The sequence below is a fragment of the Achromobacter agilis genome, from assembly GCF_900496965.1.
Taxonomy (GTDB): Bacteria; Pseudomonadota; Gammaproteobacteria; order Burkholderiales; family Burkholderiaceae_B; genus Achromobacter; species Achromobacter agilis.
On the sequence record NZ_UFQB01000021.1, the window covers coordinates 74,962 to 100,783 of the forward strand.

Below are 25,822 nucleotides of genomic sequence, written 5' to 3' on the forward strand. Positions count from 1 at the left end.
AACGGGATGTAGGTCAGCTGACCTGGCGCCTCTGGTCGGCCCAGTACTTTTTTCTGAGGGTCTTGCGGTCAATCTTGCCCAACGCGGTGAGGGGAAGCTGGTTGTCGAACACCACGGTTTTCGGTGCATTCACCACGCCTTTCTTCCTGGTGACGTACTGAATGATTTCGGCCTCGTCGGCGACCGCGCCGGGTTTGAGTACCACGATGGCGGTCACGGCTTCACCCCATTTCTCATGGGGTACGCCAATGACGGCGGACATCGCGATGCCGGGGTGCTGCGCGAGGCAGTTCTCGACTTCGCTGGGATAGACGTTGAAGCCGCCTGTAATGATCATGTCCTTGACACGGTCGACGATGTACAGATAGCCCGCGCTATCCATGCGCGCCATGTCGCCGGTGTGCAGCCAATTCCCCGCGAAGACCTTCTCGTCCTCCTCCGGACGGTTCAGGTAGCCGTCCATCACGAGCGGGCTCCGCACGCACAGTTCACCGATTTCGCCCGTCGGCACTTCCCGCAGGTCCTGGTCGAGCAGCTTGACATGATTGCCCGCGACGGCCTTCCCGCAGGAACCCAGCAACTCGGGGCGGGCGGGATCGTGGTCCTGCTTGCGCAGGTAGCAGATGGTCATCGGCGCTTCGGCCTGGCCATACAGTTGGCCAAACACCGGTCCGATCTTGCGCAATGCCTCCAGCAGCCTGGAGGGGGCCATAGGGGCCGCGCCATAAAGCACCAATTCAAGGCTGGCGCAATTGCCGCCGGCCAACCCTGGGTGGTCCAACAGGCCGTAGATCTGGGTCGGCACAAGGAAGGTGAAGTTGATGCGGTGCCGCTGCACGTGCGCGAGAAAGCCGGCAGGCGTGAATTTCTCGCTCAGGTAGACCGTGCCGCCCCGGATGAAGACCGGCAGGATCAAGCCGCCCGCCGCATGCGAGATAGGCGTGGTCACGAGATACTTGATGTGCTCGGGCCATTCATACGCGCCCAGCATCTGGAGCACCATGGTGACAGTGGTGCGATGGGCGTGCAGGATTCCCTTGGAGCGCCCGGTTGTGCCTCCGGTATAGGACAGCTTGGTGATCTCGCTGGCGAGGGCATCCGGCGTAAGGTCGCCGCCATCCATTGCCGCCGCTTCGCCGAAAAGTCCGGCGCCGCGCACGCCGCCGTCAAGGGGCAACACCAGCGGAACGATGCCGCGTGCCTCGATGGCCAGGGCGCGATCCGCATATTTGTCCTCGTCCACCACCAACGCCTTCACCTGCGCGTCCCGCAGCACAAAAACGTGATCTTCCTCCGAGGCCATCGGGTGCAGCGATACCGATTTCAGGCCGATGAATTGCACGGCGATGATGGCGGCGATGGCTTCGGCGCGGTTTCCGACGAGAAAGGCGACAGCGTCCTGCCTTTTCAAGCCCTTGGCGCGCAGCAGGCGCGCGATACGGTAGCACTGCGCTTCCAGCTGTGAATAGGTAACGGACTTCTCGTTGGAGACGATGGCCAGCGCATCGGGAAATGCCTTGAATGCCGAACGGTACAGGGACGCGACCGTGGCGCCTTCGTACAGGGAGTTAGACGAGGGTGGCATTCTGTCTCCATTTTTTGGTACTGATATTTATTTTCTGGTACCGATTTGAGATGACAAATGGTACTGTGTCAATATTATTGGTACCGAAATGGCGGGCTTTTGGGCTAGGTGTTTTACCTAGGCGTCGTAGAATTCCCGTTTTCGAAACCCCACGGTTTTTTCACGTCAAGAGGCAAGCGGCGATACATGGTGAAGCGGCGTACGGATGAAGTTTTCATCAAGGAACTGACGGCCTTGTTGATCGTCGAAGGCGTTTCTACGCTGACGATCGGCGACATTGCGCAACGCATGCAATGTTCGCGTCGGCGCCTATACGAAATCGCCGCTACCAAAGAAGAGCTCTTCGTCAGTATTTGCCGGCAGGTGCTGGACGCGAATCTGGAAAAAGGATTTGCTGCGGCGCGCGGCGAAGCCGACGGCGCCAAGGCGATTGCCACGTATCTGCGCGCAACCTTGAACGCATCAGGCTTGAGCAAGGCGGCGTTGACGGATCTGGATTCGACCGAGAGTGGCCGCGCGGTTTTCGACGCCTATCAGTTGGCGCGAGTGCGCGGTCTGGAAGATATGATCGACGATGGCGTGCGCCAGGGGCTGCTCGTGCCACACAATCCGAGGGTGATCTCGGAAGCGATCCTCGGCGCGGCTCACCGGTTGAGGAATCAGCGATTCCTGGAGGAAACCGGTCTTTCGATTGGCGCCGCCTTCACCGAGTTCTACGAAATCGTGCTCAATGGCCTGCTGGTCAAGCCGAAGGCCAGCCCGTCTCGCGGCAACGAGCGGCGGTGAGACAGAAGTTCGGTCGGGAGGTTCGCCAGCGGATGATCAGAACCGCCCCGGCACGCCCTCCAGGATGCGCATTAGTTCATCGCGCAACAGGCCGATGGGCTGGGCCAGCGTGCCGACGCGGGGCAGGTGGATCAGATAGGATCGCAAGCCTACCGTGAAAGCCGGTACGTTAAGAATGGACAGCGCGTCCCGGTATCGGCTGCGCGCCAGGGCACCGGGCGTGACCAGCCCGATGCCCATGCCGCGTGCCGTCAGCGACAGTTGTAGCTCTGCGCCATAGGCTTCGACAGCGACGGAAAAGGGCAGTCCGGCGCTTTCGAAGGCATGGCGGATGGCGTGGCGCAGGCCGCAACCGTCCTGGTTCAGCACCCAGGGATGGGCGGCCAGGCTAGCCAATGTCGTCTCGCCGCCGGCTTCGCGCTCGATCTTCAGCGTCGGCGACGCCACGATGAGCGCGGGCGATTGCGCCAGCGGCAGGGCGGTGATATGCGGCGGCAGCGTGTAGTTGTCCGGCACGGCCACTGCGGCGACGTCGATGGCGCCGGATTGAATCATGGCCAGCAGATTGGGCGACCACGCCGCGTTGATCCGCAGCGTCAGGCGGGGATAGCGTGCGCGCAGCGCGTCCAGCGGATCGGCCAGCGTCTGTTCCGCCAGGAAGGGCGGCATGCCCAGCCGGAATTCACCTTCGGGTTCGGCGCCAGGGGCGGCTCCGACGCGCAGTTCTTCAACCGAGGTCAGTACCTTGCGGCCCAGTTCATACACCTTCAGGCCTGCCTGACTGGGCCGCAGAGGTTTGGACTGACGGTCCAGCAGAGCCACTCCCAGGGTTTCCTCCAGGCTTTGCAGCCGTCGGCTGATGCCCGGCTGCGTCAGGTGCAGCCGCGCCGACGCGCCGACGATGGAGCCGGTCTCGACGACAGCGATAAAAGCTTCAATATCCCGGGTGTTCATCGCTATGCAAATAAATGCGCATATTTATTCAAATAATAATTCAATAGACGCAATATGTCTCGGTCCAGACAATGAGTCCGTTGTTCTGTTGCTGGAGAGACCATGAGACCTTCCGAACCCGGTCTGGCGTTGACCGGATCAACCGCTCAGTCGCCGCAAACGGCCAGCGGTGCGGGGAGCGGCCAGGTGCTGCTATTCGCCGCCGCCGTGGCCATCATGGTGATGAACCTGTTCGCGGTGCAGACGGTGGCACCTTCGATCGCCCGGTCGTTGGGTCTAGGCAATGGCAGCATCGGCCTGCTCGCCATGCTGCCGCAGCTGGGCTATGCGGTGGGCTTGGTGCTGTTGGTGCCGCTGGCGGACCGGTTGGAAAACCGCCGGCTGATTGTTTCCGTTATCGCCATCTGCGCGCTGTGCATGGCCGCCGCAGCGGCGGCGTCTGGGCCCGCGATGTTCCTGTTGTCTGTTTTCCTGGGGGGCGCGTCTTCCTGCGCGATCCAGATGCTGGTGCCGATGTTGGCGTTCATGACGCCGCCTGAGCGGCGCGGCGCCGTCGTGGGCAATGTGATGAGTGGCCTGCTGGTCGGCGTACTGCTGTCCCGGCCCGTAGCCAATCTGCTGGACGCTGCTTGGGGATGGCGCGCGATCTACGCTTGTTTTGCGCTGGCCGTAGGGACGCTGGGCCTGTCGCTGTGGCGCCTGCTGCCCGCGCGCCATCCCGGGCCCGGTCCGGCCTATCCGGCGCTGATCGCGTCAATGGCGGCCCTGGTGCGCGAGGAGCCGGTGTTGCGCTGGCGGTCGTTGCTTGCAGCGCTGGGCATGGCGGGCTACAGCGTGTTCTGGACGGCGGTGTCGCTGCTGTTGTCGCAACCACCCTTTGAGATCGGCCCCAAAGGTGTGGCGTTGCTGGCGTTGTGCGGAGTGGCCGGCGCATTACTGGCGCCATGGGCGGGGCTGGCGGGCGACCGCGGCCATACGCGCCGCGTCAGCTTCTGGGCCTATATCATCGTGATGCTGTCCTGGTTATTGGCGGGCGTCGTCGGCGCAGGCTGGCTGGGATTCGACGTGGCCGGTCATGCGGCTTTGGCGGTCGGCCTGCTGACCCTGGCTGCCGTTGCGCTGGACGCAGCGGTAACGGCGGATCAGACACTGGGGCGGCGCGCCATAAACATGATCCGGCCCGAGGCGCGCGGTCGCCTGAATGCCCTGTTCGTGGGGACGTTTTTCGTGGGCAGCGCGTTGGGATCGGCCGCTGCCGGTGCCGCCTGGGGCCTGGGAGGCTGGAGCGGGGTGTCGGTTCTGGGAGTCCTGATCGGGGCGGCGATGCTGTTGATTTTCCGTGCATCGCCACGCGATATGTCTGCACCGTAATACGGTACGCTATGCGCTTTCCCACCGGACGCGCTGCGCCATGATACCGACCCGAAACGCCGAGGACTCCCCCCTGTTCATCACCGCGCTGGCGCGCGGCGTTTCCGTCCTGCGCGCGTTCAGCGAGGGGCAGCCGGCCATGACCCTGCCAGAGCTGGCCGAGGCGACCGGCCTGAGCAAGAGTTCGGTCCAGCGGTTCGCCCATACGCTCTGGACGCTGGGCTATTTGCGCAAGGATCCGGGCAGCAAGAAGTTTTCGCTGGCGCCGTGGTCCCTGGAGCTGGGCATGAAGTACGTGCAGACCAGCCCCCTGGTGCTGGGGGGCAATCCCTTCCTGCACATGCTGAACCGCAACAGCCAGGAAACCTGCAGCCTGGCCGAGCCCGATGGCCTGGACATGGTTTATGTTGCGCGGTTCGCGACCCACAAGGAAATGTTCGTGAACATGCCGGTAGGCATGCGGCTGCCGCTGTATTGCACGGCGGCGGGCCGTGCGGTGCTGGCCAGGCTGGACGCTTCCGTGGCGCGCGGCCTGCTTGAACGCTGCGATCGCAAGGCATACACGGTGGGAACGATCACGGACATGGACGCCTTGCTGGCCGAACTGGAATTTGCGCGGCGCAACGGCTATGCGCGCTCCAACGGCGAGTTCTACCCGGGCGACATCACGGTCAGCGCCGCCGTGCTGGACGCCGGAGGCACACCGGTGGGGGCGGTGAACGTGTCGGTGCCTTCCAGCCGCTGGTCGTTCGAACAGGCGCAAGCGGTATTCGGCCCGCAGGTCATGGAAACCGCGCACGCCATCAGCGCGTCGCGCACCCTGGGCCGCACGCGCCCGTTCTACGAAATGGAGCCTCCGGGAGGCGCCCTGCGCGGCGCGGCGCTGGAAGCCGAGGGTCTCTAATTCCGATAAATTCGGTCAACTAATTTTCCAGCTATTAGGGGAAACTCCCTAATTGGCGGCCTGTGCTCGTGCTTGATACTCTTATTTCGCCATAAGCGTATCGCATAGCGATTCAGTCGAATCTAAATTGCCCGGAGGTGTGCCGACCGGGAGCCGCACAGGAGCCGCGTTGTGCAGCAGTCAGCCGAAGTCTGTTTCCATCCCGTCCCGGGATTCATGGGCCTGCCGTCCGCCCGCGCCGCCGGAACCGGCGAGGCGCGAGCCTGTGTGGTGGGCATCCCCTTCGATTGCGGCACGCACCCGTTCCGCGTGGGATCGCGCCAGGGGCCGGACGCCATCCGCGAGCAATCGAGGCTATTGCGTCCCGTCGACATCTTTCGCCGCAACGGCATCGACAATCCGCCCGAGTTCCTGCGCGCCATCGACGTGGGCAACGTGGCCTGCCATCCGGGCGACCCCGATGCGTCCTATCCGCTGATCGAGGCCGGCATCGGCGCCATCCTGGACCGCGGCGCGATTCCCATTTCGATGGGCGGCGACGGCGCGGTAACGCTGCCGCAGCTGCGCGCCGTGGGGCGGCGCCATCCGGATTTCGTCGTGCTGCATTTCGATTCGCACACCGACACCTATCCCATCCCCGGCTACAACACGGCCACCACGTTCACGCGGGCGGCGGAAGAGGGCCTGCTGGATGTGGCCTCCAGCTTCCACGTGGGCACGCGCGGCAGCTCGTTTATGCCGGGCGTGCTGGAGTTCGGCCGCGAGGTGGGCTACACGATCCTGCCCTACGAGGATTTCGACCGCGACCAGCAGGCCGCGCTTGCCGACATCAAGCGGCGCATCGGCCAGCGGCCGGTCTACCTGTGCTTCGACATGGACATCTTCGACCCCTCCTGCGCGCCGGGCGTCTGCACGCCGGAGTGGGGAGGGCTGTCTCCCAAGGAAGGGCTGGCGCTGCTGCGCCAGCTCGCCGGCCTGAACTTCGTGGCGTTCGACGTCAACACCGTGTCGCCTCCGCAGGATGTGCAGGGCGCCACGGCCTTCCTGGCGGCCACCGTCATGCAGGAGTTCTGCGCGTTGGCGGCGGCAGCAGTGCAGCAGTACCCGCAGGGGCGTCCGGCCTGAGCCGGCTAGGCCTTGCCATCCAATTTCATCCAAGGGGAAAAACGATGAAGCTCAAATCCATCCTGTTGGGCCTGGCGGCCGCCGGCCTGCTCATCCAGTCCGGCGCGCAGGCGCGCACGCTGGACGAAGTACGCGCGGACAAGACCCTCAATGTCGTCACGACCGCATCGGCGCCGCCGCATGGCTTCAAGAATCCGAAGTCCAATCAGCTCGAAGGCATCATGGTGGACGTGTCGGCGGCCGTGGCCAAGCACCTGAAGGTTGCGGACGAGCTGTCCGACGTGCCGTTCTCCGGACTGATCCCCACACTGACCTCCGGCCGCGCCGATGTCATGTCCGCGCCGCTTTTCATTACGGAGGAGCGCGCCAAGGCCATCGACTTTTCCGCGCCGGTCTATGAATGGGGCGAGGGCGTCGTGGTCAGCGACAAGGCCGACAGGAAGTACGGCAAGTTCGAGGACATGAAGGGCAGGCGCGTCGGCGTACTGGTGGATTCGGTGCAGTTCAACATGATCAAGGACATGCCCGGCACCAAGGTCTCCACGTACCAGGATTACTCCACGCTGCTGGCCGACGTGCGCGCCGGCCGCATCGACCTGGGCATCGTGGATCCGCCCAGCATCATCTATCAGATCAAGACCAAGAACATTCCGGGCGTGAAGCTCGACACCGGCTATCAGCCCCAGCGCAAATGGCAGGTGGGCATGGCCGTGCAGAAGGGCAATGCGGCGCTGCTGGAAGCCGTCAACGCGGCGCTGGCCGAGATGAAGAAGAACGGCGAACTCGCCGCGATCGGACAGAAGTGGGGCGTGTCGGACCTGATCAGCAAGTAAGCCCGCAACCGCACGGACAAGGAGCACGTCTTGGATCTCGCTACCCTGCGCATGTACCTGACTCCCCTGGCCGAGGGCACGGTCTGGACCCTGGCGCTGTTTTTCACTTCGGCTTTCCTGGCGGTGGCGCTGGGCCTGGTCGTCTGTCTTTGCCGCCTTTCGCCCTCTCCGGTACTGAGCCGGGTCGCGCGGTTCTACATCGACGTGATACGGGGTACGCCGCTGCTGTTGCAGCTGTTCTACATCTACTACGGCCTGCCGGAAATGGGCGTGGTGATCAACGGCTTCGTCGCCGGCGTGCTGGGCCTGACCCTCAATTTCGGCGCCTATCTGGCGGAACTATTCAGAAGCGGCATCCAGTCCGTGGACACCGGCCAGTACGAGGCGGCCCGCGCGCTGGGGCTGCGCAAGGTGCAGCGTTTGCGCCGCATCGTCCTGCCGCAGGCGTTGCGCACGGTGTTCCCGGCCCTGGGCAACTATGCGCTGGTGCTGATCAAGGAAACCTCGTTGGTCGCCGTCATCAGCGTTTATGAACTGATGCGGGCGGGCGAAATGCTGGCCGGCGCCACGTTCCAGGCGCTGACGGTCTACACGATGGTGGGCGTCATCTACTTCGCCATGTGCAGCGTCCTGTCGTATCTGTTCCGCCGTTCCGAAAAGCGCCTGACCGTGCCGGGCTACTGGAGCGGCGCCGGCGAAAACCACGACATTTCGAAGGCCTGACGCGATGGATGGATTGAACGTTCCCGCCCCTATCATCACGATGCAGGGCGTATGCAAATGGTATGGCGACTTCCAGGTGCTGGACGACCTGGAGCTGGATGTGCTGCCTGGGGAAAAACTGATTCTCTGCGGCCCGTCCGGTTCCGGCAAATCCACCACCATACGGCTCCTGAACCGGCTGGAAGAACATCAGAAGGGCCGCATCGTCGTCGACGGCATCGAGCTGAACGAAGACGTGAAGAACATCGAGCGCATCCGCGCCGAGGTCGGGATGGTGTTCCAGCATTTCAACCTGTTCCCGCACCTGACCGTGCTCGAGAACTGCACGCTGGCGCCGATGCTGGTCAAGGGAGTGCCACAGGCGCAGGCCGAATCCTGCGCGATGGGCTATCTGGAGCGCGTCAAGATCCCGCAACACGCGGCCAAGTATCCGGGCCAGCTGTCGGGCGGCCAGAAGCAGCGCGTGGCGATCGCGCGCGCCCTGTGCATGCAGCCCAAGATCATGCTGTTCGACGAACCCACTTCCGCGCTGGATCCGGAGATGGTCAAGGAAGTGCTGGACACCATGGTAGCGCTGGCGCGGGACGGCATGACCATGGTGTGCGTGACGCACGAAATGGGTTTCGCGCGCGAAGTGGGCGACCGGGTCGTGTTCATGGACCAGGGCGCGATCGTGGAAGCGGATACGCCGGACAATTTCTTCCGCGCGCCGCGTTCCGAGCGAGCGCAGGCGTTCCTGGGCCAGATACTGGCTTGAGCGGGGTGGCCGTCCCCTGCGGGCGGCTTTCGCGCAGGGCATTCCGCCGCTTTGTTCCGGCAGGCGGAATGCGTGGGAATGGTTCCATGCGCGCAAGCTGAAATGGTTCCATCCCGCCCCGTTCGGGCTACCTATGATGTCCATCACGCGGCCGCGACGGCGCGCCCGCAAGCCATTGATAACGACTAGGGAAACACGATGAACGGCGCAGACAGCCTTTGCGACACCTTGCTTGCCAACGATGTTGACGTTTGCTTTGCGAATCCGGGCACCTCGGAAATGCACTTTGTGGCGGCCCTGGATCGCAAGCCCAAAATGCGTTGCGTGCTGGGCCTGTTCGAAGGCGTGGTGACGGGCGCCGCCGACGGCTACGCGCGCATGGCCGACAAGCCGGCCGCCACCCTGCTGCACCTGGGCCCGGGGCTGGGCAACGGCCTGGCCAACCTGCACAACGCCAAGCGCGCGCGCACGCCCATGGTCAACATCGTGGGCGACCATGCCACCTACCACGTCCAATACGACGCGCCCCTGACGAGCGACGTCGAAGGGGTGGCGCGCCCGATGTCGCATTGGGTCAAGCGCACGATGACGGCCGCCGCCTTGTCCGCCGACGCGGCCGAGGCCGTGGGGGTGGCGCGGCGCTCGCCGGGCAATATCGCCACGCTGATCCTGCCCGCCGATACGGCCTGGACCGACTTGCCGGAGAGCGCGGCCCAGCCGGTGCTGGCGCCTCGCGAGGAACTGACCAGGACGTCGGCGGAGGCTGTGCGCGCCGCAGCGGCCGCCATCCGCTCGGGCGAAGTCGTGACGCTGATGCTGGGCGGCACCGCGCTGCGCGAGCGCGCGCTGAACGCCGCCGGCCGCATCGCGCGCGCTACCGGCGCGCGCCTGGTGTCGGAAACCTCGAACCGCCGCATCGAGCGCGGCGGCTCGCGCACGCCGGTCGACCGCCTGCCATATCCGATCGACCTGGCCGTGGCCAAGCTGAAGGACGTTCGGCATTTGGTGCTCGTCGGCGCGAAGTCGCCGGTCGGCTTCTTCGCCTATCCGGGCAAGCCCAGCCTGCTGGCTCCGGCCGATTGCAACCAGGTCGTGCTGGCCACGGCCGAGCAGGACCTCGCGCATGCGCTGGAATGGCTGGCCGACGAACTGGGCATCGCGGCGGACGCGCCTCGGCTGGCAGCGCCAGCCGCCAGCTACGAAGTGCCGCAATCCGGAAAACTGACCGGCGCCGCCGTGAACATCCTGGTCGCGCGCATGCTGCCTGAGCAGGCCATCGTATGCGACGAGTCCATCACCCAGGGCCGCGAGTTCCCCATCTACAGCGCCAGCAGCGCGCCGCACGACTGGCTGATGCTGACCGGCGGCGCAATCGGCATCGGCCTGCCGCTGGCGACCGGCGCCGCGGTGGCGTGTCCGGACCGCAAGGTCGTCACGCTGCAGGCCGACGGCAGCGGCATGTACACCCTGCAGGCGCTGTGGACGCAGGCGCGCGAGAACCTCGATTGCCTCACGGTGATCCTGGCCAACCGCTCCTATGCCACCCTGCACGGCGAAATGAAGAACGTCGGCGTGAAGGAGCCGGGCCGCAACGCCCGCCGCATGCTGGACCTGCAGGAACCCCATCTGGAGTGGACGCATCTTGCGCGCGGCATGGGTGTGGAGGCGGTCAGCGTGGACACCGTGGAAGGGTTCGCGCGTGCCCTGCAGGAAGGGTTGAAGCGCCGCGGGCCTTTCCTGATCGAAGCGGTGATCTGAAGGGGCTACGCGCCGGCAGGGCTCGCCCAGGGCAGGGTATTCACCCTGGGCTAAACGCCCACCCTGGGCTAAACGCCCAGGTGGCGGGTCAGTTGTTCGGGTTGGCGGGCGAGCGACGCGCTGTCGCCGTCTTGCACGATCAAGCCTTTTTCCATCACCAGGCAGCGGTCGGTGTGTTCCAGAACGGCCCGGTAGTTGCGATCGACGATCAGGGTGGACATGCCTCCGGCGCGGATCTGGCGGATGATCCGCCAGATTTCCGCCACGATCAGCGGCGCCAGGCCCTCGGTGGCCTCGTCCAGGATCAGCAGTTCGGGATTGGTCATGAGCGCCCGGCCGATGGCCAGCATCTGCTGCTCACCGCCCGAAAGCTGCTGCCCGCCATGCCCCAGCCGTTCCTGCAAGCGCGGGAACGTATCCAGCACGCGTTCGTAGGTCCAGTCCTTGCGGCCGAGCCTGCCGGGACGCGCCGCCACCAGCAGGTTTTCGCGCACGTTCAGGTTGGGGAAGATCCCGCGCCCTTCCGGCACGTAGGCCACGCCCAGCCGGGCGATCGCGTGCGGCCGCGCGCGGGTGCAGTCGAGACCGTCGACGCGCACGCTGCCCCGCGCGCATTTCACCTGCCCGACCAGGCTGCGTATCAACGTGGTCTTGCCCATGCCGTTGCGGCCCACCAGCCCCACGGATTCACCGGGGGCAATATGCATATCGACGCCACGCAGCACGTGGCTGGCGCCGTAGTAGACATGCAGGCCGCCGGCTTCGATCAGGGTGTTCATCGGCCCTCTCCCGGCGTGTCGTCGCCCAGGTAGGCGGTCCGCACTTCGGGGTTGGCGCGGATGTCCTGCGGCGTGCCGCTGGCGATGGCGGTGCCGTTGACCATGACGGTGATCGTTTCCGCGACGCGGAAGACGGCGTCCATGTCGTGCTCGACCAGCAGGATGGCGTGGCCGGCCTTCAGCGTCTGCAGGAGCGCCAGGATGCGGTCGGTTTCCTCTGGGCCCATGCCGGCCAGCGGTTCGTCGAGCAGCAGCACTTGCGGTTCGCCCGCCAGGCACATGGCGATTTCGAGTTGGCGCTTGCGGCCATGCGGCAGCAGCCCGGCGTCGCGCGCGGCGTCGTCCGCCAGCCCCGTGCAGTCCAGCGCATGGCGCGCCAGTTCGGCGCTTCGGCGGCAGTCCGAGGCGGGCCGCCACCAGTGCCAGAACCGTTGGCGCCGCGCCTGCGCGGCCAGCCGGCAGTTTTCCAGCACGCTCAGTTCGGGAAAGATGGTCGATCGCTGGTAGCTGCGGCCCAGGCCGGCGCGCGCCCGCTCGGGCTGGCGCCACGCTGTGATGTCGCGGCCCTCCAGCATGACCTGGCCGCTGCTGGGCGCCAGTTCGCCCGACAGGATGTTGATCAGCGTGGATTTGCCCGCGCCGTTGGTGCCGATGACGGCATGGACCTGGCCGCGGCGCAATCCCAGCGATACGTCGTTGACCGCCGTCAGGCCGCCGAAGCGGCGCGTGACCGCGCTGGCGGCAAGCAGGACTTCAGACATGAGGCTCTCCCTGGACGGGCAGGCGCGCGGGAGCGGCCTTGCGGGTGGGCGTGGCGGCCTCCGGTTTCGGGGCGGCGGCACGGGCGGCGCGGCGCTGGCGCAGCTGCACGGGCAATCCGGCCAGGCCGTTGGGCAGCAAGGCCACGAGCGCGATGATGGCGATGCCCAGGGGCAGGTGCCAGTGGCGGGCGTAATCGCCGAACAGCGCCTGCGACTGGAACAGCTCCTGCAGCAGTACCAGCGCCACGGTGCCCAGGACCGCGCCGCCCAGGCTGCCCATGCCGCCCAGGATCACCATCAGCAGGACCAGGCCGGACTGTTCCCAGGCCAGCAGTTCGGGCGTGACGAAGCCATCTTTCAGCGCGAACAGGAAGCCGGCCACGCTGGCCAGCGCGGCGCCCACCACGTACGCGGCAAGCTTGTATGGATAGGTCGAATAGCCGGCCGCGCGCATGCGCTGTTCATTGCTGCGGATGCCCGCCAGCGCAGCGCCGAAGGCGGAGCGCCGCAACAGGGCCAGGAAGCCCCAGGCCGCCGCCAGGCAGGCCAGCACGAAGAAGTAAAAGCTGCGGGCGTTCCCCAGGTCGAAGGGCATCCAGCCGCCCAGCAACAGTTCGGGCCGGAAGTACAGGTAGATGCCATCGCTGCCGCCGCCGATATCGGTGTCGTGGAACACGTAGTACGCCATTTGCGAAAAGGCCAGCGTGACCATGATGAAGTACACGCCGCGCGTGCGCAGCGCCAGTGCGCCCGTCACGGCTGCATAGGCGGCCGCCGTCAGCACCGCGACCGGCAGCAGCAGCCACAGGCTGCCGGCTTCGGACGCTGGCGACAGCAGCGCCGCGACATAGGCGCCGATGCCGAAGAACGCGGCATGCCCCAGGCTGACCAGCCCCGCGCCGCCCACCAGCAGTTGCAGGCTCAGCGCGAAGATCGCGTAGATCATGAGCTTGATCGCGAGGCCTGTGTAGTAGTCGCTGCCGCTCCAGGAAAAGGCGGCCAGGGCCAGTAGCGTCGCGACGGGTAATAGTCGGTTCAACATGTTCAGCCCTGCTTGAACAGCCCTTCGGGCTTGCAAAGAAGAATGAACGCCATCAGCAGGTACACCAGCACGCCCGCCGCGGAGGGAAACAGCACCTGCCCGAAGGTCTCGACCACGCCCACCAGCATCGCGGCCAGGAACGCGCCGCGGACCGAGCCGATGCCGCCGATCACGACGACCACGAAACAGATGATGAGCACGCCGTTGCCCATGCCCGGATAGACGGACGAGACGGGCGCGGCGATGCTGCCGGCCAGCGCCGCCAGCGCCACGCCCGCCGCGAACACCAGGCGGTAGAGCTTGTTGACGTCGATGCCGAGGGAGGCGGTCATTTCGCGGTTGCTGGAGCCCGCCCGCAGCATCATGCCCAGCCGGGTCCGGGAGATGACCCAATACAGTAGCAGCGCCACCGCGATGCCGACCGCCGAGATGAATAGCCGGTACACCGGATAGGTCATCACGCCGCCCAGCGAAATGCTGCCCTGCAGCCATGAGGGCAGCGGCACGCCATGCACGTCGTTGCCCACCAGGATGCTGCGCAGCTCCTCGAAGACCAGGATCAGCCCGTAGGTCATTAGCACCTGCTGCAGGTGGTTACGCCGGTACAGGTAGCTGAAGAAGGCCGCCTCCAGCAAGTAGCCCAGCACGGCGGCGGCCGCCACGCACACGGCCAGCGTGGCCAGGAAGCCGCCGCCCAGCCATCGGTCCACCGCCGGCCCCAGCGCGAACGCCATGTATGCGCCGATCATGTAGAAGCTGCCGTGGGCAAGATTGATGATGCCCATGATGCCGAAGATCAGCGTCAGGCCGCTGGCCACCAGGAACAGCAGCAAGCCGTACTGGAAGGCGTTCAGGCTCTGGATGAGCAGGATGCTGAAGTCCATGGGACCTCCCTGTGGCGGAATGCGGTCAGCGTCAGAGCTTGCAGCCGCGGGCGGGGTCGGCCAGCTTCTTCACGGCGATATCGACGACTTTGTTCTCCAGGCCGTCGACGCGGCGCAGGTAGATGTCCTGCACGGGGTTGCCGGCGGCCGACAGCGTGAAGGGGCCTCGCGGGCTGTCCACGGTCGCGCCGCGCATGGCCTTGCGGAAATCGTCCTTCTTGCCGAAGTCGCCCTTGACCGCGGCCAGGCCCGATTGCATCAACTGGGCGGCGTCGTATCCCTGCACGGCGTAGACGTCCGGCTGCGCCTTGTAGGCCTTGGCGTAATCGGCGCGGAAGGCGTTGTCGCGCGGCGTGTTCAAGCCGTCCGCGTAGTGCAGGGTGGTGAGCAGGCCCTGCGCGGATTCGCCCTGCGCCTGCAGGGTGCCGTCGGTGAGAAAGCCCGAGCCGTACAGCGGAATGGTCTTGTCCAGGCCCGCGGCATGGTAGTCCTGTACGAACTTCACGGCGCCGCCGCCGGCGAAGAACGTGAACACCATGTCGGGCTTGAGCGCGGCGATCTCGGTGAGGAGCGGCTGGAATTCCACGTTGGGAAAGGGCAGGCTCAGTTCCTTTACGACCTTGCCGCCGGCTTTCTCGAAACCTTCCTTGAAGCCGCCGATGGCCTCATCGCCCGCGGCATACTTCCAGGTGATGGTGACGGCCGTCTTGTGGCCCTTGCCATACGCCACCGGCCCCATGGCATAGGCGGGCTGCCAGTTGGTGAACGAAGTGCGGAAAATGCCGGGGCTGCAGAGCGGGCCGGTGATGGCGTTGGCGCCCGCGTTCGTGACGATCAGGGTGGTGTCGGCGTCCTTCGCCGCCTTGGCCAGGGCCATGGCCACGCCCGAGTGCACGGTGCCGATCAGCACGTCGACCTGGTCGCGCTTGATCAGGCGGTTGGCGTTCTCGGCCGCCTTGGCCGGGTTGGATTCGTCGTCCACCTTGAAGTATTCGATGTCGCGTCCGCCCAGCTTGCCGCCCTGTTCGGCGACATACAGCTTGAAGCCATTTTCGATGGCATTGCCAAGCGCGGCGTAAGTGCCGCTGTAGGGCAGCATGAAGCCGACCTTGAGCTTGTCGGCCGCCTGCGCGCCGCCGGCGGCGAGCATCAGGGCCGCGGCGAACGCGGTCCGGGTCAGGGCGTGGTTCATGGTTTGTCTCCGTGCTTGTTATGGGCCGACGCGGGGTCAGCGGGGTTTTTCCAGTCCGCCGACGAAACCGGCGACGGCCTGGATGACGCTGGCGGGCTGGTCCCGGTGCGGCGAATGGCGGCAGCCGGGAATCTCCAGCAATTCGGTCTGGGGCGCGAGGCGGCGTATGCCGCGTATCTGCGCGAGCGTGCCGTATTCGTCGTCCACGCCCTGGATGGCGAGCACGGGGCAGGCGATCCGGGGCAGGTATTCCTCGATATTCCAGGCGCGGAATCCGGGATCGAGCCAGACGTCGTTCCAGCCCCAGAAGGCGGAATCCGCATCCGCGTGATGGCGGCCCAGCCGGGCGCGCAGGTCCGTTTGCAGGTAGGCCTGCCGCGCCTGTTCGATGCTGGATACCGTCACGTCTTCGATGAAGATGTGCGGGGCGGCGACCACGATGCCGGCGACGGCGTCCGGGTGCATCGCGGCGTACAGCAGGGCGATCGAACCGCCGTCGCTGTGGCCGAACAGCACCGGCCTGTCTTGCCGGGCGTCCACACCCAGCGCCCGGAGCAGGGCGGGCAGCACCTCGCGCGCCTGGCCGTGCATGAAGTCCACCGGCCATTTTTCCTGGAGGGGCCGCGGCGTTGACTGGCCATAGCCGTCGCGCGAGTACACCAGTCCGCGGCATCCGGATGCTTCGCATACCTGTTGCGGCCAGTCCTTCCACATGGATACCGATCCCAGCCCTTCGTGCAGGAAGACCAGCAGCGGGGCTTGCGGGCGAGGGGACGCGATCCACCGGCATTCCAGGCGCATGTCGCGCCCCAGCGCATGGACGTCGGCGAAGACGGTCCCGGCCGTGGCGGGGCCATTCATAGCGCGGCCTCTTCCAGCTGCCGAAGGCGGAAGCGCTGGATCTTTCCGGTGGCGGTCTTGGGCAGTTCGTCGGTGAAGTTGATCTGGCGCGGGTACTTGAACGGCGCCAGGTGCTGCTTTACATAGGTTTGCAGGGCGGCCCCGGTGTTGGCGTCGGGCTCGAAGCCCGGGCGCAGCACCACGTAGGCCTTGGTCTTGACCAGCCCGTCGTGGTCTGGCACGCCGATCACCGCGGCTTCGAGCACGGCCTCGTGCTGCACCAGGATGTTCTCGACCTCCACGGGCGAAACGTACTGGCCGCTGACCTTGATCATGTCGTCGCTGCGGCCCGCGTAGGTGTAGAAGCCGTCGGCGTCGCAGGTGTATTTGTCGCCGCTCTTGAGCCAGTCGCCCAGAAAACACTGGCGTGTTTTGTCGCGGTTGTTCCAGTACATGAGGGCGGCGCTGGGACCCTTGATGTAGAGGTCGCCGATGGCGCCGGGCGCCACGGGCGCGCCGCTTTCGTCTCGCAGCTGCACTTCGTATCCGGGCACCGGCTTGCCGGTGGTGCCGTAGCGCAGTTGTCCGGCCTGGTTGGAAATGAAGATGTGCAGCATTTCCGTGGAGCCGATGCCGTCCAGGATGTCGCAGCCGAAATGCCGCGTGAAGCGCTCGCCGATATCGCGGGGCAGGGCTTCGCCGGCCGACGTACAGACGCGCAGGCCGACCTGGTCGCGTGGCGGCAGCTCGGGCGAGGCCAGCATGCTGGCGTAAAGCGTGGGTACGCCGTAGAACACCGTCGGCCGGTGCCGGGTCAGCCGCTGGAAGACGGCTTGCGGAGTGGGGCGCTCGCTCATCAGGACGACGGTCGCGCCGACCGACAGCGGAAAGGTCAGGCCATTGCCCAGGCCATAGGCGAAGAACAGCTTGGCGGCCGAGAACACCACGTCGTCCTCGCGGATGCCGAGCACCGGCTTGGCATAGAGTTCGGCCGTATGCCACAGGTTGCCGTGAGTATGGACCACTCCCTTCGGCTTGCCGGTGGAGCCGGAAGAATACAGCCAGAAGGCGATTTCGTCGGACAGGGTGCGCACGGCGGGCGCAAGCGGCGCGGACGCCAGCAGGGTGTCGAGCTCGTGCGCGCCGGCGGGCAGCGGACCGTCCGGCTGAGAGACGACCAGGTGCTCGATGTCGGCGCCCGCCTGTTTCAGCGCCGCCTGCACGGTGGGCAGCAGCGCGCCGGAGACGAACACCGCGCGCACGCGGCTGTGCCCGATGATGTACGCGTAGTCGTCCGCGGTCAGCAGGGTGTTGACCGCCACGGGAACCACGCCGGCGTGCAGCGCACCCAGGAATACGACGGGCCAGTCGGCCGTGTCCTGCATCAGCAGCAGGATGCGTTCCTCGCGCCGCAGCGCCAGATTGCGCAGGGCGCCGCCCAGGCGGGCCACGCGCTCCGCCAGTTCCCCATAGGTAAGCTGGCGGGTGTCGTCGATATAGGCGGGCTTGGCGGCGCGCGGGGCGTTGAGCGCCGCCAGGTGGCTGGCGAAGTTGAGTTCGGCGGGACAGATGTTCACGGTTGTCTCCTGATGTCCTGGTGGGCGGATGCCGCGCCTGTGTTTTTCTGGAAAGCGTTGGCGTCGGCGGGCGCTAGGAACGCGCGAAATCGATGGCGCCGCCGGGCAGCAGGTACAGCACCAGGGCACGGCCGCCGGTCACGGTGGGGCGGTGCGCGCTGCCGGGGCCATAGACCAGCCAGCCGGCGCCGTGGCCGTCGAAGCGGGCGCCTTCGGTCAGCGGCATGATCATGTCGATCTCGCCATTGGGGTGCGCATGTTGCGGGCCGGCAAGGCTGTCCATATCCACGACGTCCACGGAGCAGTCCGCCAGGTCGGGCGCCGGCTTGATGACTCGGCCGTAGCGGATGCCGCCGCCTTCCCGGCTGCACATCCAGCCATCGGCCACGCCCTGCCGACAGGCGGCGAAGATGTCCTGGAACAGACTGCTGTGCGGGCCGGCTTCGAGATTCAGCTTCGCTTGCAGGCCCGCGTCCAGGCCGTGGCCGGCCGTCAGGCGCGCGACGTCGCGCATCAGGGCATGGAATCGATCTGGCGTGCTCACCGTGGCTCCTCCTTTACACTTGTCGGCGCTTCGAAAGCGGAATGCATTCCACTGCTGTTTCTGTGCATCTGACCGGCAGTTGAATTCATTGAATGGAAAAATAGTGCTTCCATTGATTTGGGTCAAGCACTATAGTGCATAAATCGACGATTATCAGGGTTTTTGCGGAGTCAGCCAGAACATGAATCAAGCGCTAGACGCGGCGCCATCCGAACCTCGGCGGGAAGCTTTCCTCGTGGCATTGGGCGAGCGGGTGCGCCGCTTGCGGGCCATACGCGGGATGACCCGCAAGAGCCTGTCGCAGGTGACGGGCGTGTCGGAGCGCCACCTGGCCAATCTCGAGCATGGGGTGGGCAACGCGTCGATCCTCGTGCTGCTGCAGATCGCGAAGGCGTTCAACTGCGCGCTGGCCGAACTGGTCGGCGACGTCACCACGGAATCTCCAGACTGGCTGCTGATCCGGGAACTGCTCAGCGGCCGGACGGAGTCCGATTTGCAGCGCGCGCGCGAGGCGCTGACGCAACTGTTCGGTGTGGGCGCGGGCGCGCAGCGGCCCAACCGCACCCAGCGCGTGGCGCTGATCGGCCTGCGCGGCGCGGGCAAATCCACGTTGGGCCAGATGCTGGCGGACGACCTGGGCTATCCCTTCGTGGAGCTGAACCGCGAGATCGAACGCGTGGCGGGATGCAGCATCCTGGAGATCCACAATCTGTACGGCCCCAATGCGTATCGCCGCTACGAACGGCGGGCGCTGGAAGAGGCTGTGCAGATCTATCCGGAAATGGTGCTGGCGACACCGGGAGGGCTGGTGTCCGAGCCGGCCACCCTGAATCTGCTACTGGCGCATTGCTATACGGTCTGGCTGCGCGCCACGCCCGAGGAGCACATGGGCCGCGTCATGGCGCAAGGCGATTTCCGCCCCATGTCGGGCAACAACGAGGCGATGGCCGATCTGAAGCGCATCCTGGCCGGACGCGAGGCCTTCTATGCGAAGGCCGATCTGACCTGGGTTACCAGCAACCTGGAAGTGAAGGAAAGCTTCGCGGGCCTGCGTACGCAGGTGCGCAAGGCCTGCGGCCTGCCGCTGTAGGCCAGCCAGGCGCCGAGCCAGACACACGGAAACAGGAAGTTTTTTGCATGTCCCCGCTTGACGGGGATTTTTTTTGCCCTTAATCTGCATAATAATTCATGTTGTGCAGTATTTTTCCTATTAGGCGTACGAGGAGACACACAATGAGCAGCACCCTCAACCGGGTAGATTTCCGGACCGACCCCGGGCAGTACCGCCATTGGCGCCTGTCGTTCGACGGCCCCGTCGCCACGCTCGCCATGGACGTCGCCGAAGACGGCGGCCTGCGTCCCGGCTACAAGCTCAAGCTGAATTCTTATGACCTGGGCGTCGATATCGAACTGCATGACGCCTTGCAGCGCATCCGCTTCGAGCATCCCGAAGTGCGCACCGTGGTCGTGACCAGCATGAAAGAGCGCATCTTCTGTTCAGGCGCCAATATCTTCATGCTGGGGCTGTCCTCGCATGCCTGGAAGGTGAACTTCTGCAAATTCACCAATGAAACCCGCAACGGTATCGAGGACTCCAGCCGCCATGGCGGCCTGAAGTTCATCGCCGCGCTCAACGGCGCCTGCGCCGGGGGCGGCTACGAACTGGCGCTGGCGTGCGACGAGATCCTGCTGATCGACGACCGTTCCTCTTCCGTGGCGCTGCCCGAGGTGCCGCTGCTGGGCGTGCTGCCGGGTACCGGCGGCCTGACCCGCGTCACCGACAAGCGGCACGTGCGCCACGATCATGCCGACATCTTCTGCACGCTGGTGGAAGGGGTGCGGGGCCAGCGGGCCAAGGATTGGCGGCTGGTGGACGACGTGGTCAAGCCCGCCCGTTTCGAGGAAACCGTGCGCGAGCGCGCGCTGGCGCTGGCGCAAGGCAGCAACCGCCCGGCGGGCGAACCGGGCGTGGCGTTGACGCCCTTGCAGCGCACGGAAGGCGCGGACAGCCTGTCCTACCGCTATGTGGACATCCGCATCGACCGCGAAAAGCGCCTGGCCACCTGGACGCTGCGCGCGCCCGAAGGCGACGTACAGACCGAACTGGCGGACATCCTGGCGGCTGGCGCCGCCTGGTGGCCGCTGCAGATGGCGCGCGAACTGGATGACGCGATCCTGTCCATGCGCACGAATGAATTGGATATCGGCACCTGGGTTCTCAAGACCGCGGGCGACGCCGGCCGCGTCCTGGCCGCCGACGCCGCGCTCGAGCGGCATGCGGACCACTGGTTCGTGCGGGAAACGGCCGGCATGCTCCGCCGCACGCTGGCGCGCCTGGACGTCACGTCCCGCAGCCTGTTCGCCCTGATCGAGCCTGGGTCCTGCTTCGTCGGCACCCTGCTGGAACTGGCGCTGGCCGCCGACCGCAGTTACATGCTGGACAACGAGGACGAATCGGCGCCCGCGCAGGTCGTGGTGGGCAGCCGAAATTTCGGCGCCTATCCCATGGTGAACGGGCTCAGCCGCCTGCAACGCCGCTTCCATGAAGAGGCCGGTCCCCTGGAGGCCTTGCGGGCGCACGCAGACCAGCCGCTGTCCGCCGCCGATGCGCTGGACCTGGGGCTGGTCACGTTCGCGCCGGACAGCATCGATTGGGACGACGAGGTGCGCATGATGCTGGAAGAGCGCCGCGCCCTGTCGCCCGACGCCTTGACCGGCCTGGAGGCCAACCTCCGTTTTGGCGGCCGGGAAACGATGGAGACCCGGATATTCGGCCGCCTGACCGCCTGGCAGAACTGGATCTTCAACCGCCCGAACGCCGCGGGCGACAAAGGCGCGCTCAAGCTCTACGGCAAGGGCGAGCAGGCCGCATTCGACTGGAACCGGGTCTGACCGACCCGCGACGCCGCGCCGCGCGGCCGACACCCAAGGAACAGGAGCGAGACGATGTCCGGAATCAACTACACCGATAAGATCCCCAATAACGTCAATCTGGCCGGCGACCGCACGTTACAGCGCGCGCTGGAGCATTGGCAGCCCAATTACCTGCAATGGTGGCAGGACATGGGGCCCGACGGTTCGCACGGCTTCGACGTCTATCTGCGCACGGCGGTCAGCGTGCAACCCGACGGCTGGGCGCACTTCAACCACGTCAAGATGCCGGACTACCGCTGGGGCATCTTCCTGGCGCCCCAGGACGGCCAGCGCAAGATCCATTTCGGCGAGAACATGGGGCGCGACGCCTGGCAGGACGTGCCCGGCGAACACCGCGCCAACCTGCGCCGCATCATCGTGACGCAGGGCGATACCGAGCCGGCCTCGATCGAGCAGCAGCGTCATCTGGGCCTCACCGCTCCGTCGCAGTACGACCTGCGCAACCTGTTCCAGATCAACGTCGAGGAAGGCCGCCATCTGTGGGCCATGGTCTACCTGCTGCACCGCTACTTCGGCCGCGACGGCCGGGAAGAGGCCGACGCGTTGTTGCAGCGCAGTTCGGGCGATGCCGACAATCCGCGCATCCTGGGCGCGTTCAACGAAAAAACGCCCGACTGGCTGGCGTTCTACATGTTTACCTACTTCACCGACCGCGACGGCAAGTTCCAGCTGTGCGCCCTGGCAGAGTCGGGCTTCGATCCGCTGGCGCGCACCACGAAGTTCATGCTGACCGAAGAGGCGCACCACATGTTCGTGGGCGAATCGGGCATCTCCCGGGTGATCCAGCGCACCTGCGAAGTCATGAACCAGCTGAAGACGGACGATCCGGAAAGCGTGCGCGCGGCCGGCGTGATAGACCTGCCCACCATCCAGCGCTATCTGAACTTCCACTACAGCGTCACCATCGACCTGTTCGGCGCGGACCAGTCCTCCAACGCGGCCATCTTCTACAGCTCGGGCCTGAAGGGCCGCTATGAAGAAGGCAAGCGCACGGACGACCACCAGCTGAAGAACGATACCTATCGTGTGCTGACCGTGGAAAACGGCAAGCTGGGCGAGGCCGAGGTGCCGATGCTGAATGCCTTGAACGAAGTCCTGCGCGACGACTTCATCCGCGATTCGATCGCCGGCATCGGGCGTTGGAACAAGGTCATCGAAAAGAGCGGCATTCCGTTCCGGCTGCAGGTGCCGCACAAGGCGTTCAACCGCCAGATCGGCACCCTGGCGGGTATCCGTATGTCCCCGGAAGGCGAGATTCTCTCCGAGTCGCAATGGCAGGCCAACCGCCACAAATGGCTGCCGACCCCGGAAGACCGCGCGTTCGTTGCGTCGCTGATGGGGCGCGTCACCGAACCGGGCAAGTTCGCCAACTGGATCGCGCCGCCGGTCATGGGCATCAACCGCCAGCCGGTGAACTTCGAGTACGTCCGTTTCAACTAAGGCGGGGCGGCGGCCGCGTGGGCGGCCGCCTTCCGGAGCATGGGGAAGATTGTGATGAACGCTCCCTTACCAGCAGAAGTCCTGAAGCAGCATCTCATCGATCCCGAGATCTGCATCCGCTGCAATACCTGCGAAGAGACCTGTCCGATCGACGCGATCACGCACGACGCCAACAATTACGTGGTGGACCCGGACATCTGCAATGGCTGCATGGCCTGCGTGCCGCCGTGTCCCACGGGCGCCATCGACAACTGGCGGCTGGTGGCGCGCGCCGAGGCGCATTCCGTGCACGACCAGCTGGGCTGGGAAGAACTGCCCAAGGAACAGGCGCCGCCCATCGCCGCCGGGTCGGAATCGCCCGCTGCCGCGGGCGAGCCGCCACCGGCTCCGGCCGCCCCGGCCGCGCCGGGCGCGGCCGTTCCACCCTGGTCCGCCGCGCATCCGTACGTCAATCTGTATACGCACAAAACGCCCATGACGGCCACCGTCGTCGGCAACTACCGCGTCACTGGCGCCGACACCGACAGCGACATTCACCATATCGTGCTGGATTTCGGCGAACTGCCGTTTCCGGTGCTGGAAGGGCAGTCCATCGGTATCCTGCCGCCGGGCCTGGACGCGCAGGGTCGGCCGCACCATGCGCGCCAGTATTCACTGGCCAGCCCGCGCGATGGAGAACGGGCGGGCTATAACAACCTCTCCCTGACGGTCAAGCGCGTCACGGAGGACCACGCCGGCGCGGCCGCTCACGGCGTGTGTTCGAACTACCTGTGCGATCTGGTCAAGAACGACAAGGTGCAGGTGATCGGGCCGTTCGGCCACACCTTCCTGATGCCCAACCACTCCCGGGCCAACCTCATCATGATCTGCACGGGAACCGGCTCGGCACCCATGCGCGCCATGACGGAGCGCTGCCGCAGGCGCATCGACGCCGGCGAAAACGGCAAGCTCATGCTGTTCTTCGGCGCGCGCACCGAGCGCGAACTGCCGTACTTCGGGCCGTTGATGAAGCTTCCCCCCGATTTCATCGACATCAACCTGGCGTTGTCGCGCGAGGCCGGTCAGCCCAAGCGTTACGTGCAGGACCTGATCCGGGACCGCGCCGCCAAGGTGCTCGAATTGCTGGCCGACCGCAATACCTGCATCTATGTCTGCGGCCTGAAGGGTATGGAAGTGGGCGTGCTGGACGCATTGCGCGACGTGACGGTGCAATCGGGTCAGGATTGGTCTATCCTGCATGATGCGCTGCGCCGCGAAGGGCGCCTGCATTTCGAGACCTATTAATCCGGAAACATGCGTGACGATCGGCGCGCGGTGGCGCGCCGATCGCATTTGCGGGGGGAAAACCACAACATGAAGTTCGCCGATTTCAAAGACGGCATGCTCATCAAGGCCGGTCCGGTTACCGTGACCGAACCGGAGATCCTGGAGTTTGCGCGCAAGTACGATCCCCAGTGGTTCCACACCGATCCCCAGCGCGCCTCCGAAGGCCGGTGGGGCGGGTTGATCGCCAGCGGCTGGCACACCTGCGCGCTGACCATGCGCATGGCCGTGGATGCGGCGCTTCACGATTCCGAATCATTCGGCTCGCCCGGCCTGGGCGAAGTGCGCTGGCGCACGCCCGTGCGTCCCGGCGACACGCTGCGCCTGGAGGCGCGGGTGCAGGGCGTGCGCACGTCGTCGTCGCGCCCCGACCTGGGCATCATCACCTGGGCCTGGACGGTCTACAACCAGCACGACGAAGGCGTGCTGGAACTGGACGCGACCAGCCTGTTCGATCTGTCCGGCGACAACTAGCAAGGCGCAGCGGTTCCTGGCCCCCGGATGCCGCCGGGTGGCCTAGCGCTGCTTGCCCGCCTGTTTCAGGATGGCGTCGGCCTCGGGGCCGACGGCGGCCTTCCACGCCGCCACCGAATCCGACGCTGCGTCCTTCAGCGCCTTTCGCACGGGCAGCGGCACGGCGGTGTTGATCGCCACGCCATTCTTGCGCATGTTGGCGTAGTTCTGCTGCAGGCGGCCGTCTATCCGCTTCCATTGCTCGGTTTCGGTCTGCGCCGCAGCCTGGTCGATGGCGCGGCGCGTGCGCGCGTCCAGGGCCTGGTACGCCTGCAGGTTCATCGTCGCGACCGAGATCGGCATGGCGTAGTTGATCTCGGCGAAGTTGGGCAAGTGTTCCCACAGCTTGCGGCCCGCGCCGCCGTCGCCGGACGACAGCACCGCGTTCACCTCGCCCGAGGCGATCAGCGGCATCGCGTCCGCGAAGGAAATGTTCTGCGCACGGGCGCCCGCTTTCTGCATTACCTTCTGCGACGTGGCGTCGTAAGTGCGGATGTTCAGGCTCTTCAAGGCGGCGACGCTGTCGATCTTCTTCTTGGACCAGATGCCCGAGGCCGGCCACGGCGTGGTGTAGAGCAGTTTCTGCCCGTGCGCCGCCAACAGCTTTTCGTAGGCGGGGCGTGCGGCCTTGTTCAGGTTGCGGGCCTTGGACAGCGAGTCCGCCAGGAAGGGCAGGGACGACACGCCGAACAAGGGGTACTTCGTGGCCAGGGCGCCCGCGAACGCATCGCCCGCGTCGACCTTGCGGGCCTCCACGGCATCGATCATGTCGCCGGACTTGATTCCCCGGGCGGCGTCGTAGCTGGCGTCGATGAGCACCGACCCGGCCGTCTTCGCGCGGACCAGCTCCGCGAAGGTGGATACGCCCTGGCCGGGCATGGAGGTGGCCGGGTACTCGGTGGCCATGGTCAAGGTGGTGGCGGCATAGGCGCCATGCGCCATGAACGCGATGGCCATGCCCGCCATTAGGCGGATGGATGGATTGCCTTGCATGCGCGACTCCTGGTCGGTTGGGATAAGCCGGGGTCGGGCACTCGGGACGGCGCGCGAGCGCCTGGGCCTGTGCCTGGCCGATGCCGCAAAGCGTACGGCCTGTGCAAGGCCGCCGCTATCCGGGCTTACGGCAATGCGCGAAGCAGGGCCGGGCGCCAGGCAATGAAAAGCCGCCCCTCGGGGCGGCTTTGCGTGCTGCCGGGA

24 protein-coding genes are annotated in these 25,822 nt (G+C 65.9%); 13 read left to right on the forward strand and 11 right to left on the reverse strand.

The features are described from left to right. Positions 1–13 precede the first annotated feature (13 nt). Positions 14–1,585, reverse strand: coding sequence for an AMP-binding protein (locus AGI3411_RS21940; RefSeq protein WP_129529442.1), 1,572 nt, complete (start codon positions 1,583–1,585; stop codon positions 14–16). Positions 1,586–1,771: 186 nt separating this feature from the next. On the opposite strand from AGI3411_RS21940, the gene AGI3411_RS21945 reads away from it, so the two are divergent. Continuing rightward, positions 1,772–2,371 (forward strand): TetR/AcrR family transcriptional regulator, encoded by a 600-nt coding sequence (locus AGI3411_RS21945; protein WP_129529443.1) that lies wholly within the window; start codon positions 1,772–1,774, stop codon positions 2,369–2,371. A gap of 36 nt (positions 2,372–2,407) precedes the next feature. On the opposite strand, the gene AGI3411_RS21950 is transcribed toward AGI3411_RS21945, so the two are convergent. Beyond that, complete coding sequence (locus AGI3411_RS21950; protein WP_129529444.1) at positions 2,408–3,325, reverse strand: LysR family transcriptional regulator; 918 nt, start codon at positions 3,323–3,325, stop codon at positions 2,408–2,410. Between the two features lie 102 nt (positions 3,326–3,427). Here AGI3411_RS21950 and AGI3411_RS21955 point away from each other — a divergent pair, with 102 nt between their 5' ends. From AGI3411_RS21955 to AGI3411_RS21985, 7 genes are all read left to right on the forward strand, one after another. After that, entirely contained in the window at positions 3,428–4,696 is a 1,269-nt protein-coding gene (locus AGI3411_RS21955) for an MFS transporter (protein WP_129529445.1), read from the forward strand. Positions 4,697–4,739: 43 nt separating this feature from the next. After that, positions 4,740–5,600: an IclR family transcriptional regulator gene (locus tag AGI3411_RS21960; RefSeq protein WP_425265367.1), complete on the forward strand. Its 861-nt coding sequence runs from the start codon at positions 4,740–4,742 to the stop codon at positions 5,598–5,600. 216 nt (positions 5,601–5,816) lie between these two features. Next, entirely contained in the window at positions 5,817–6,725 is a 909-nt protein-coding gene (locus AGI3411_RS21965; RefSeq protein ID WP_129529482.1) for an arginase family protein, read from the forward strand. Between the two features lie 44 nt (positions 6,726–6,769). Beyond that, positions 6,770–7,558 carry an ABC transporter substrate-binding protein gene (locus tag AGI3411_RS21970; RefSeq protein WP_129529447.1) on the forward strand — a complete coding sequence of 263 codons (789 nt, stop codon included), beginning with the start codon at positions 6,770–6,772 and terminating at the stop codon, positions 7,556–7,558. A 30-nt stretch (positions 7,559–7,588) separates the two neighbouring features. Then, the gene (locus AGI3411_RS21975; RefSeq protein ID WP_043545915.1) at positions 7,589–8,281 is read left to right on the forward strand and encodes an amino acid ABC transporter permease; all 693 of its coding nucleotides are present in this window, start codon (positions 7,589–7,591) and stop codon (positions 8,279–8,281) included. 4 nt (positions 8,282–8,285) lie between these two features. Continuing rightward, entirely contained in the window at positions 8,286–9,038 is a 753-nt protein-coding gene (locus AGI3411_RS21980) for an amino acid ABC transporter ATP-binding protein (protein ID WP_129529448.1), read from the forward strand. Positions 9,039–9,236: 198 nt separating this feature from the next. After that, a complete protein-coding gene (locus tag AGI3411_RS21985; RefSeq protein WP_129529449.1) occupies positions 9,237–10,796 on the forward strand; it encodes an acetolactate synthase large subunit in 1,560 nt (519 codons plus the stop codon). Positions 10,797–10,864: 68 nt separating this feature from the next. Here AGI3411_RS21985 and AGI3411_RS21990 read toward each other — a convergent pair whose 3' ends face one another. From AGI3411_RS21990 to AGI3411_RS22025, 8 genes are all read right to left on the reverse strand, one after another. After that, positions 10,865–11,575 (reverse strand): ABC transporter ATP-binding protein, encoded by a 711-nt coding sequence (locus tag AGI3411_RS21990; RefSeq protein ID WP_129529450.1) that lies wholly within the window; start codon positions 11,573–11,575, stop codon positions 10,865–10,867. Next, positions 11,572–12,336 (reverse strand): ABC transporter ATP-binding protein, encoded by a 765-nt coding sequence (locus AGI3411_RS21995; protein WP_129529451.1) that lies wholly within the window; start codon positions 12,334–12,336, stop codon positions 11,572–11,574. The genes AGI3411_RS21990 and AGI3411_RS21995 overlap by 4 nt, the downstream gene beginning before the upstream one ends. Then, entirely contained in the window at positions 12,329–13,378 is a 1,050-nt protein-coding gene (locus tag AGI3411_RS22000) for a branched-chain amino acid ABC transporter permease (RefSeq protein ID WP_129529452.1), read from the reverse strand. Before AGI3411_RS22000 ends, AGI3411_RS21995 begins: the two co-directional genes overlap by 8 nt. Before the next feature lie 2 nt (positions 13,379–13,380). Further along, the gene (locus AGI3411_RS22005; protein WP_129529453.1) at positions 13,381–14,262 is read right to left on the reverse strand and encodes a branched-chain amino acid ABC transporter permease; all 882 of its coding nucleotides are present in this window, start codon (positions 14,260–14,262) and stop codon (positions 13,381–13,383) included. Positions 14,263–14,293: 31 nt separating this feature from the next. Further along, positions 14,294–15,454 (reverse strand): ABC transporter substrate-binding protein, encoded by a 1,161-nt coding sequence (locus AGI3411_RS22010; protein WP_129529454.1) that lies wholly within the window; start codon positions 15,452–15,454, stop codon positions 14,294–14,296. Between the two features lie 36 nt (positions 15,455–15,490). Further along, positions 15,491–16,315: an alpha/beta fold hydrolase gene (locus AGI3411_RS22015; protein ID WP_129529455.1), complete on the reverse strand. Its 825-nt coding sequence runs from the start codon at positions 16,313–16,315 to the stop codon at positions 15,491–15,493. Continuing rightward, positions 16,312–17,871: a benzoate-CoA ligase family protein gene (locus AGI3411_RS22020; RefSeq protein WP_129529456.1), complete on the reverse strand. Its 1,560-nt coding sequence runs from the start codon at positions 17,869–17,871 to the stop codon at positions 16,312–16,314. Before AGI3411_RS22020 ends, AGI3411_RS22015 begins: the two co-directional genes overlap by 4 nt. Positions 17,872–17,944: 73 nt before the next feature. Continuing rightward, positions 17,945–18,415 carry a 4-hydroxylaminobenzoate lyase gene (locus AGI3411_RS22025; RefSeq protein WP_129529457.1) on the reverse strand — a complete coding sequence of 157 codons (471 nt, stop codon included), beginning with the start codon at positions 18,413–18,415 and terminating at the stop codon, positions 17,945–17,947. 181 nt (positions 18,416–18,596) lie between these two features. On the opposite strand from AGI3411_RS22025, the gene AGI3411_RS22030 reads away from it, so the two are divergent. The 5 genes from AGI3411_RS22030 to AGI3411_RS22050 all read left to right on the forward strand — a co-directional run bounded on the left by AGI3411_RS22030 (position 18,597) and on the right by AGI3411_RS22050 (position 24,586). Next, the gene (locus AGI3411_RS22030) at positions 18,597–19,505 is read left to right on the forward strand and encodes a helix-turn-helix transcriptional regulator (RefSeq protein WP_062683254.1); all 909 of its coding nucleotides are present in this window, start codon (positions 18,597–18,599) and stop codon (positions 19,503–19,505) included. A gap of 143 nt (positions 19,506–19,648) precedes the next feature. Further along, positions 19,649–21,307, forward strand: a complete 1,659-nt coding sequence (gene boxC, locus AGI3411_RS22035) for a 2,3-epoxybenzoyl-CoA dihydrolase (RefSeq protein ID WP_129529458.1) — start codon at positions 19,649–19,651, stop codon at positions 21,305–21,307. Between the two features lie 54 nt (positions 21,308–21,361). Then, positions 21,362–22,789, forward strand: a complete 1,428-nt coding sequence (boxB, locus tag AGI3411_RS22040; RefSeq protein ID WP_129529459.1) for a benzoyl-CoA 2,3-epoxidase subunit BoxB — start codon at positions 21,362–21,364, stop codon at positions 22,787–22,789. A gap of 54 nt (positions 22,790–22,843) precedes the next feature. Further along, complete coding sequence (boxA, locus tag AGI3411_RS22045) at positions 22,844–24,073, forward strand: benzoyl-CoA 2,3-epoxidase subunit BoxA (protein WP_129529460.1); 1,230 nt, start codon at positions 22,844–22,846, stop codon at positions 24,071–24,073. A 69-nt stretch (positions 24,074–24,142) separates the two neighbouring features. Then, positions 24,143–24,586 carry a MaoC family dehydratase gene (locus AGI3411_RS22050; RefSeq protein WP_129529461.1) on the forward strand — a complete coding sequence of 148 codons (444 nt, stop codon included), beginning with the start codon at positions 24,143–24,145 and terminating at the stop codon, positions 24,584–24,586. A 42-nt stretch (positions 24,587–24,628) separates the two neighbouring features. Here AGI3411_RS22050 and AGI3411_RS22055 read toward each other — a convergent pair whose 3' ends face one another. After that, complete coding sequence (locus AGI3411_RS22055; protein WP_129529462.1) at positions 24,629–25,618, reverse strand: TRAP transporter substrate-binding protein; 990 nt, start codon at positions 25,616–25,618, stop codon at positions 24,629–24,631. Positions 25,619–25,822: the final 204 nt, after the last annotated feature.

Coding starts and splice junctions, on each gene's coding strand:
- AGI3411_RS22050 (WP_129529461.1), top strand. CDS start 24,143: ATGAAGTTCGCCGATTTCAAAGACGGCATGCTCATCAAGGCCGGTCCG.
- AGI3411_RS22005 (WP_129529453.1), bottom strand. CDS start 14,262: ATGGACTTCAGCATCCTGCTCATCCAGAGCCTGAACGCCTTCCAGTAC.
- AGI3411_RS21940 (WP_129529442.1), bottom strand. CDS start 1,585: ATGCCACCCTCGTCTAACTCCCTGTACGAAGGCGCCACGGTCGCGTCC.
- AGI3411_RS22055 (WP_129529462.1), bottom strand. CDS start 25,618: ATGCAAGGCAATCCATCCATCCGCCTAATGGCGGGCATGGCCATCGCG.
- boxC (WP_129529458.1), top strand. CDS start 19,649: ATGAGCAGCACCCTCAACCGGGTAGATTTCCGGACCGACCCCGGGCAG.
- AGI3411_RS21995 (WP_129529451.1), bottom strand. CDS start 12,336: ATGTCTGAAGTCCTGCTTGCCGCCAGCGCGGTCACGCGCCGCTTCGGC.
- AGI3411_RS22000 (WP_129529452.1), bottom strand. CDS start 13,378: ATGTTGAACCGACTATTACCCGTCGCGACGCTACTGGCCCTGGCCGCC.
- boxB (WP_129529459.1), top strand. CDS start 21,362: ATGTCCGGAATCAACTACACCGATAAGATCCCCAATAACGTCAATCTG.
- AGI3411_RS21990 (WP_129529450.1), bottom strand. CDS start 11,575: ATGAACACCCTGATCGAAGCCGGCGGCCTGCATGTCTACTACGGCGCC.
- AGI3411_RS22030 (WP_062683254.1), top strand. CDS start 18,597: ATGAATCAAGCGCTAGACGCGGCGCCATCCGAACCTCGGCGGGAAGCT.
- AGI3411_RS22015 (WP_129529455.1), bottom strand. CDS start 16,315: ATGAATGGCCCCGCCACGGCCGGGACCGTCTTCGCCGACGTCCATGCG.
- AGI3411_RS21970 (WP_129529447.1), top strand. CDS start 6,770: ATGAAGCTCAAATCCATCCTGTTGGGCCTGGCGGCCGCCGGCCTGCTC.
- AGI3411_RS22010 (WP_129529454.1), bottom strand. CDS start 15,454: ATGAACCACGCCCTGACCCGGACCGCGTTCGCCGCGGCCCTGATGCTC.
- AGI3411_RS21955 (WP_129529445.1), top strand. CDS start 3,428: ATGAGACCTTCCGAACCCGGTCTGGCGTTGACCGGATCAACCGCTCAG.
- AGI3411_RS21980 (WP_129529448.1), top strand. CDS start 8,286: ATGGATGGATTGAACGTTCCCGCCCCTATCATCACGATGCAGGGCGTA.
- AGI3411_RS21945 (WP_129529443.1), top strand. CDS start 1,772: ATGGTGAAGCGGCGTACGGATGAAGTTTTCATCAAGGAACTGACGGCC.
- AGI3411_RS21985 (WP_129529449.1), top strand. CDS start 9,237: ATGAACGGCGCAGACAGCCTTTGCGACACCTTGCTTGCCAACGATGTT.
- AGI3411_RS21965 (WP_129529482.1), top strand. CDS start 5,817: ATGGGCCTGCCGTCCGCCCGCGCCGCCGGAACCGGCGAGGCGCGAGCC.
- boxA (WP_129529460.1), top strand. CDS start 22,844: ATGAACGCTCCCTTACCAGCAGAAGTCCTGAAGCAGCATCTCATCGAT.
- AGI3411_RS21950 (WP_129529444.1), bottom strand. CDS start 3,325: ATGAACACCCGGGATATTGAAGCTTTTATCGCTGTCGTCGAGACCGGC.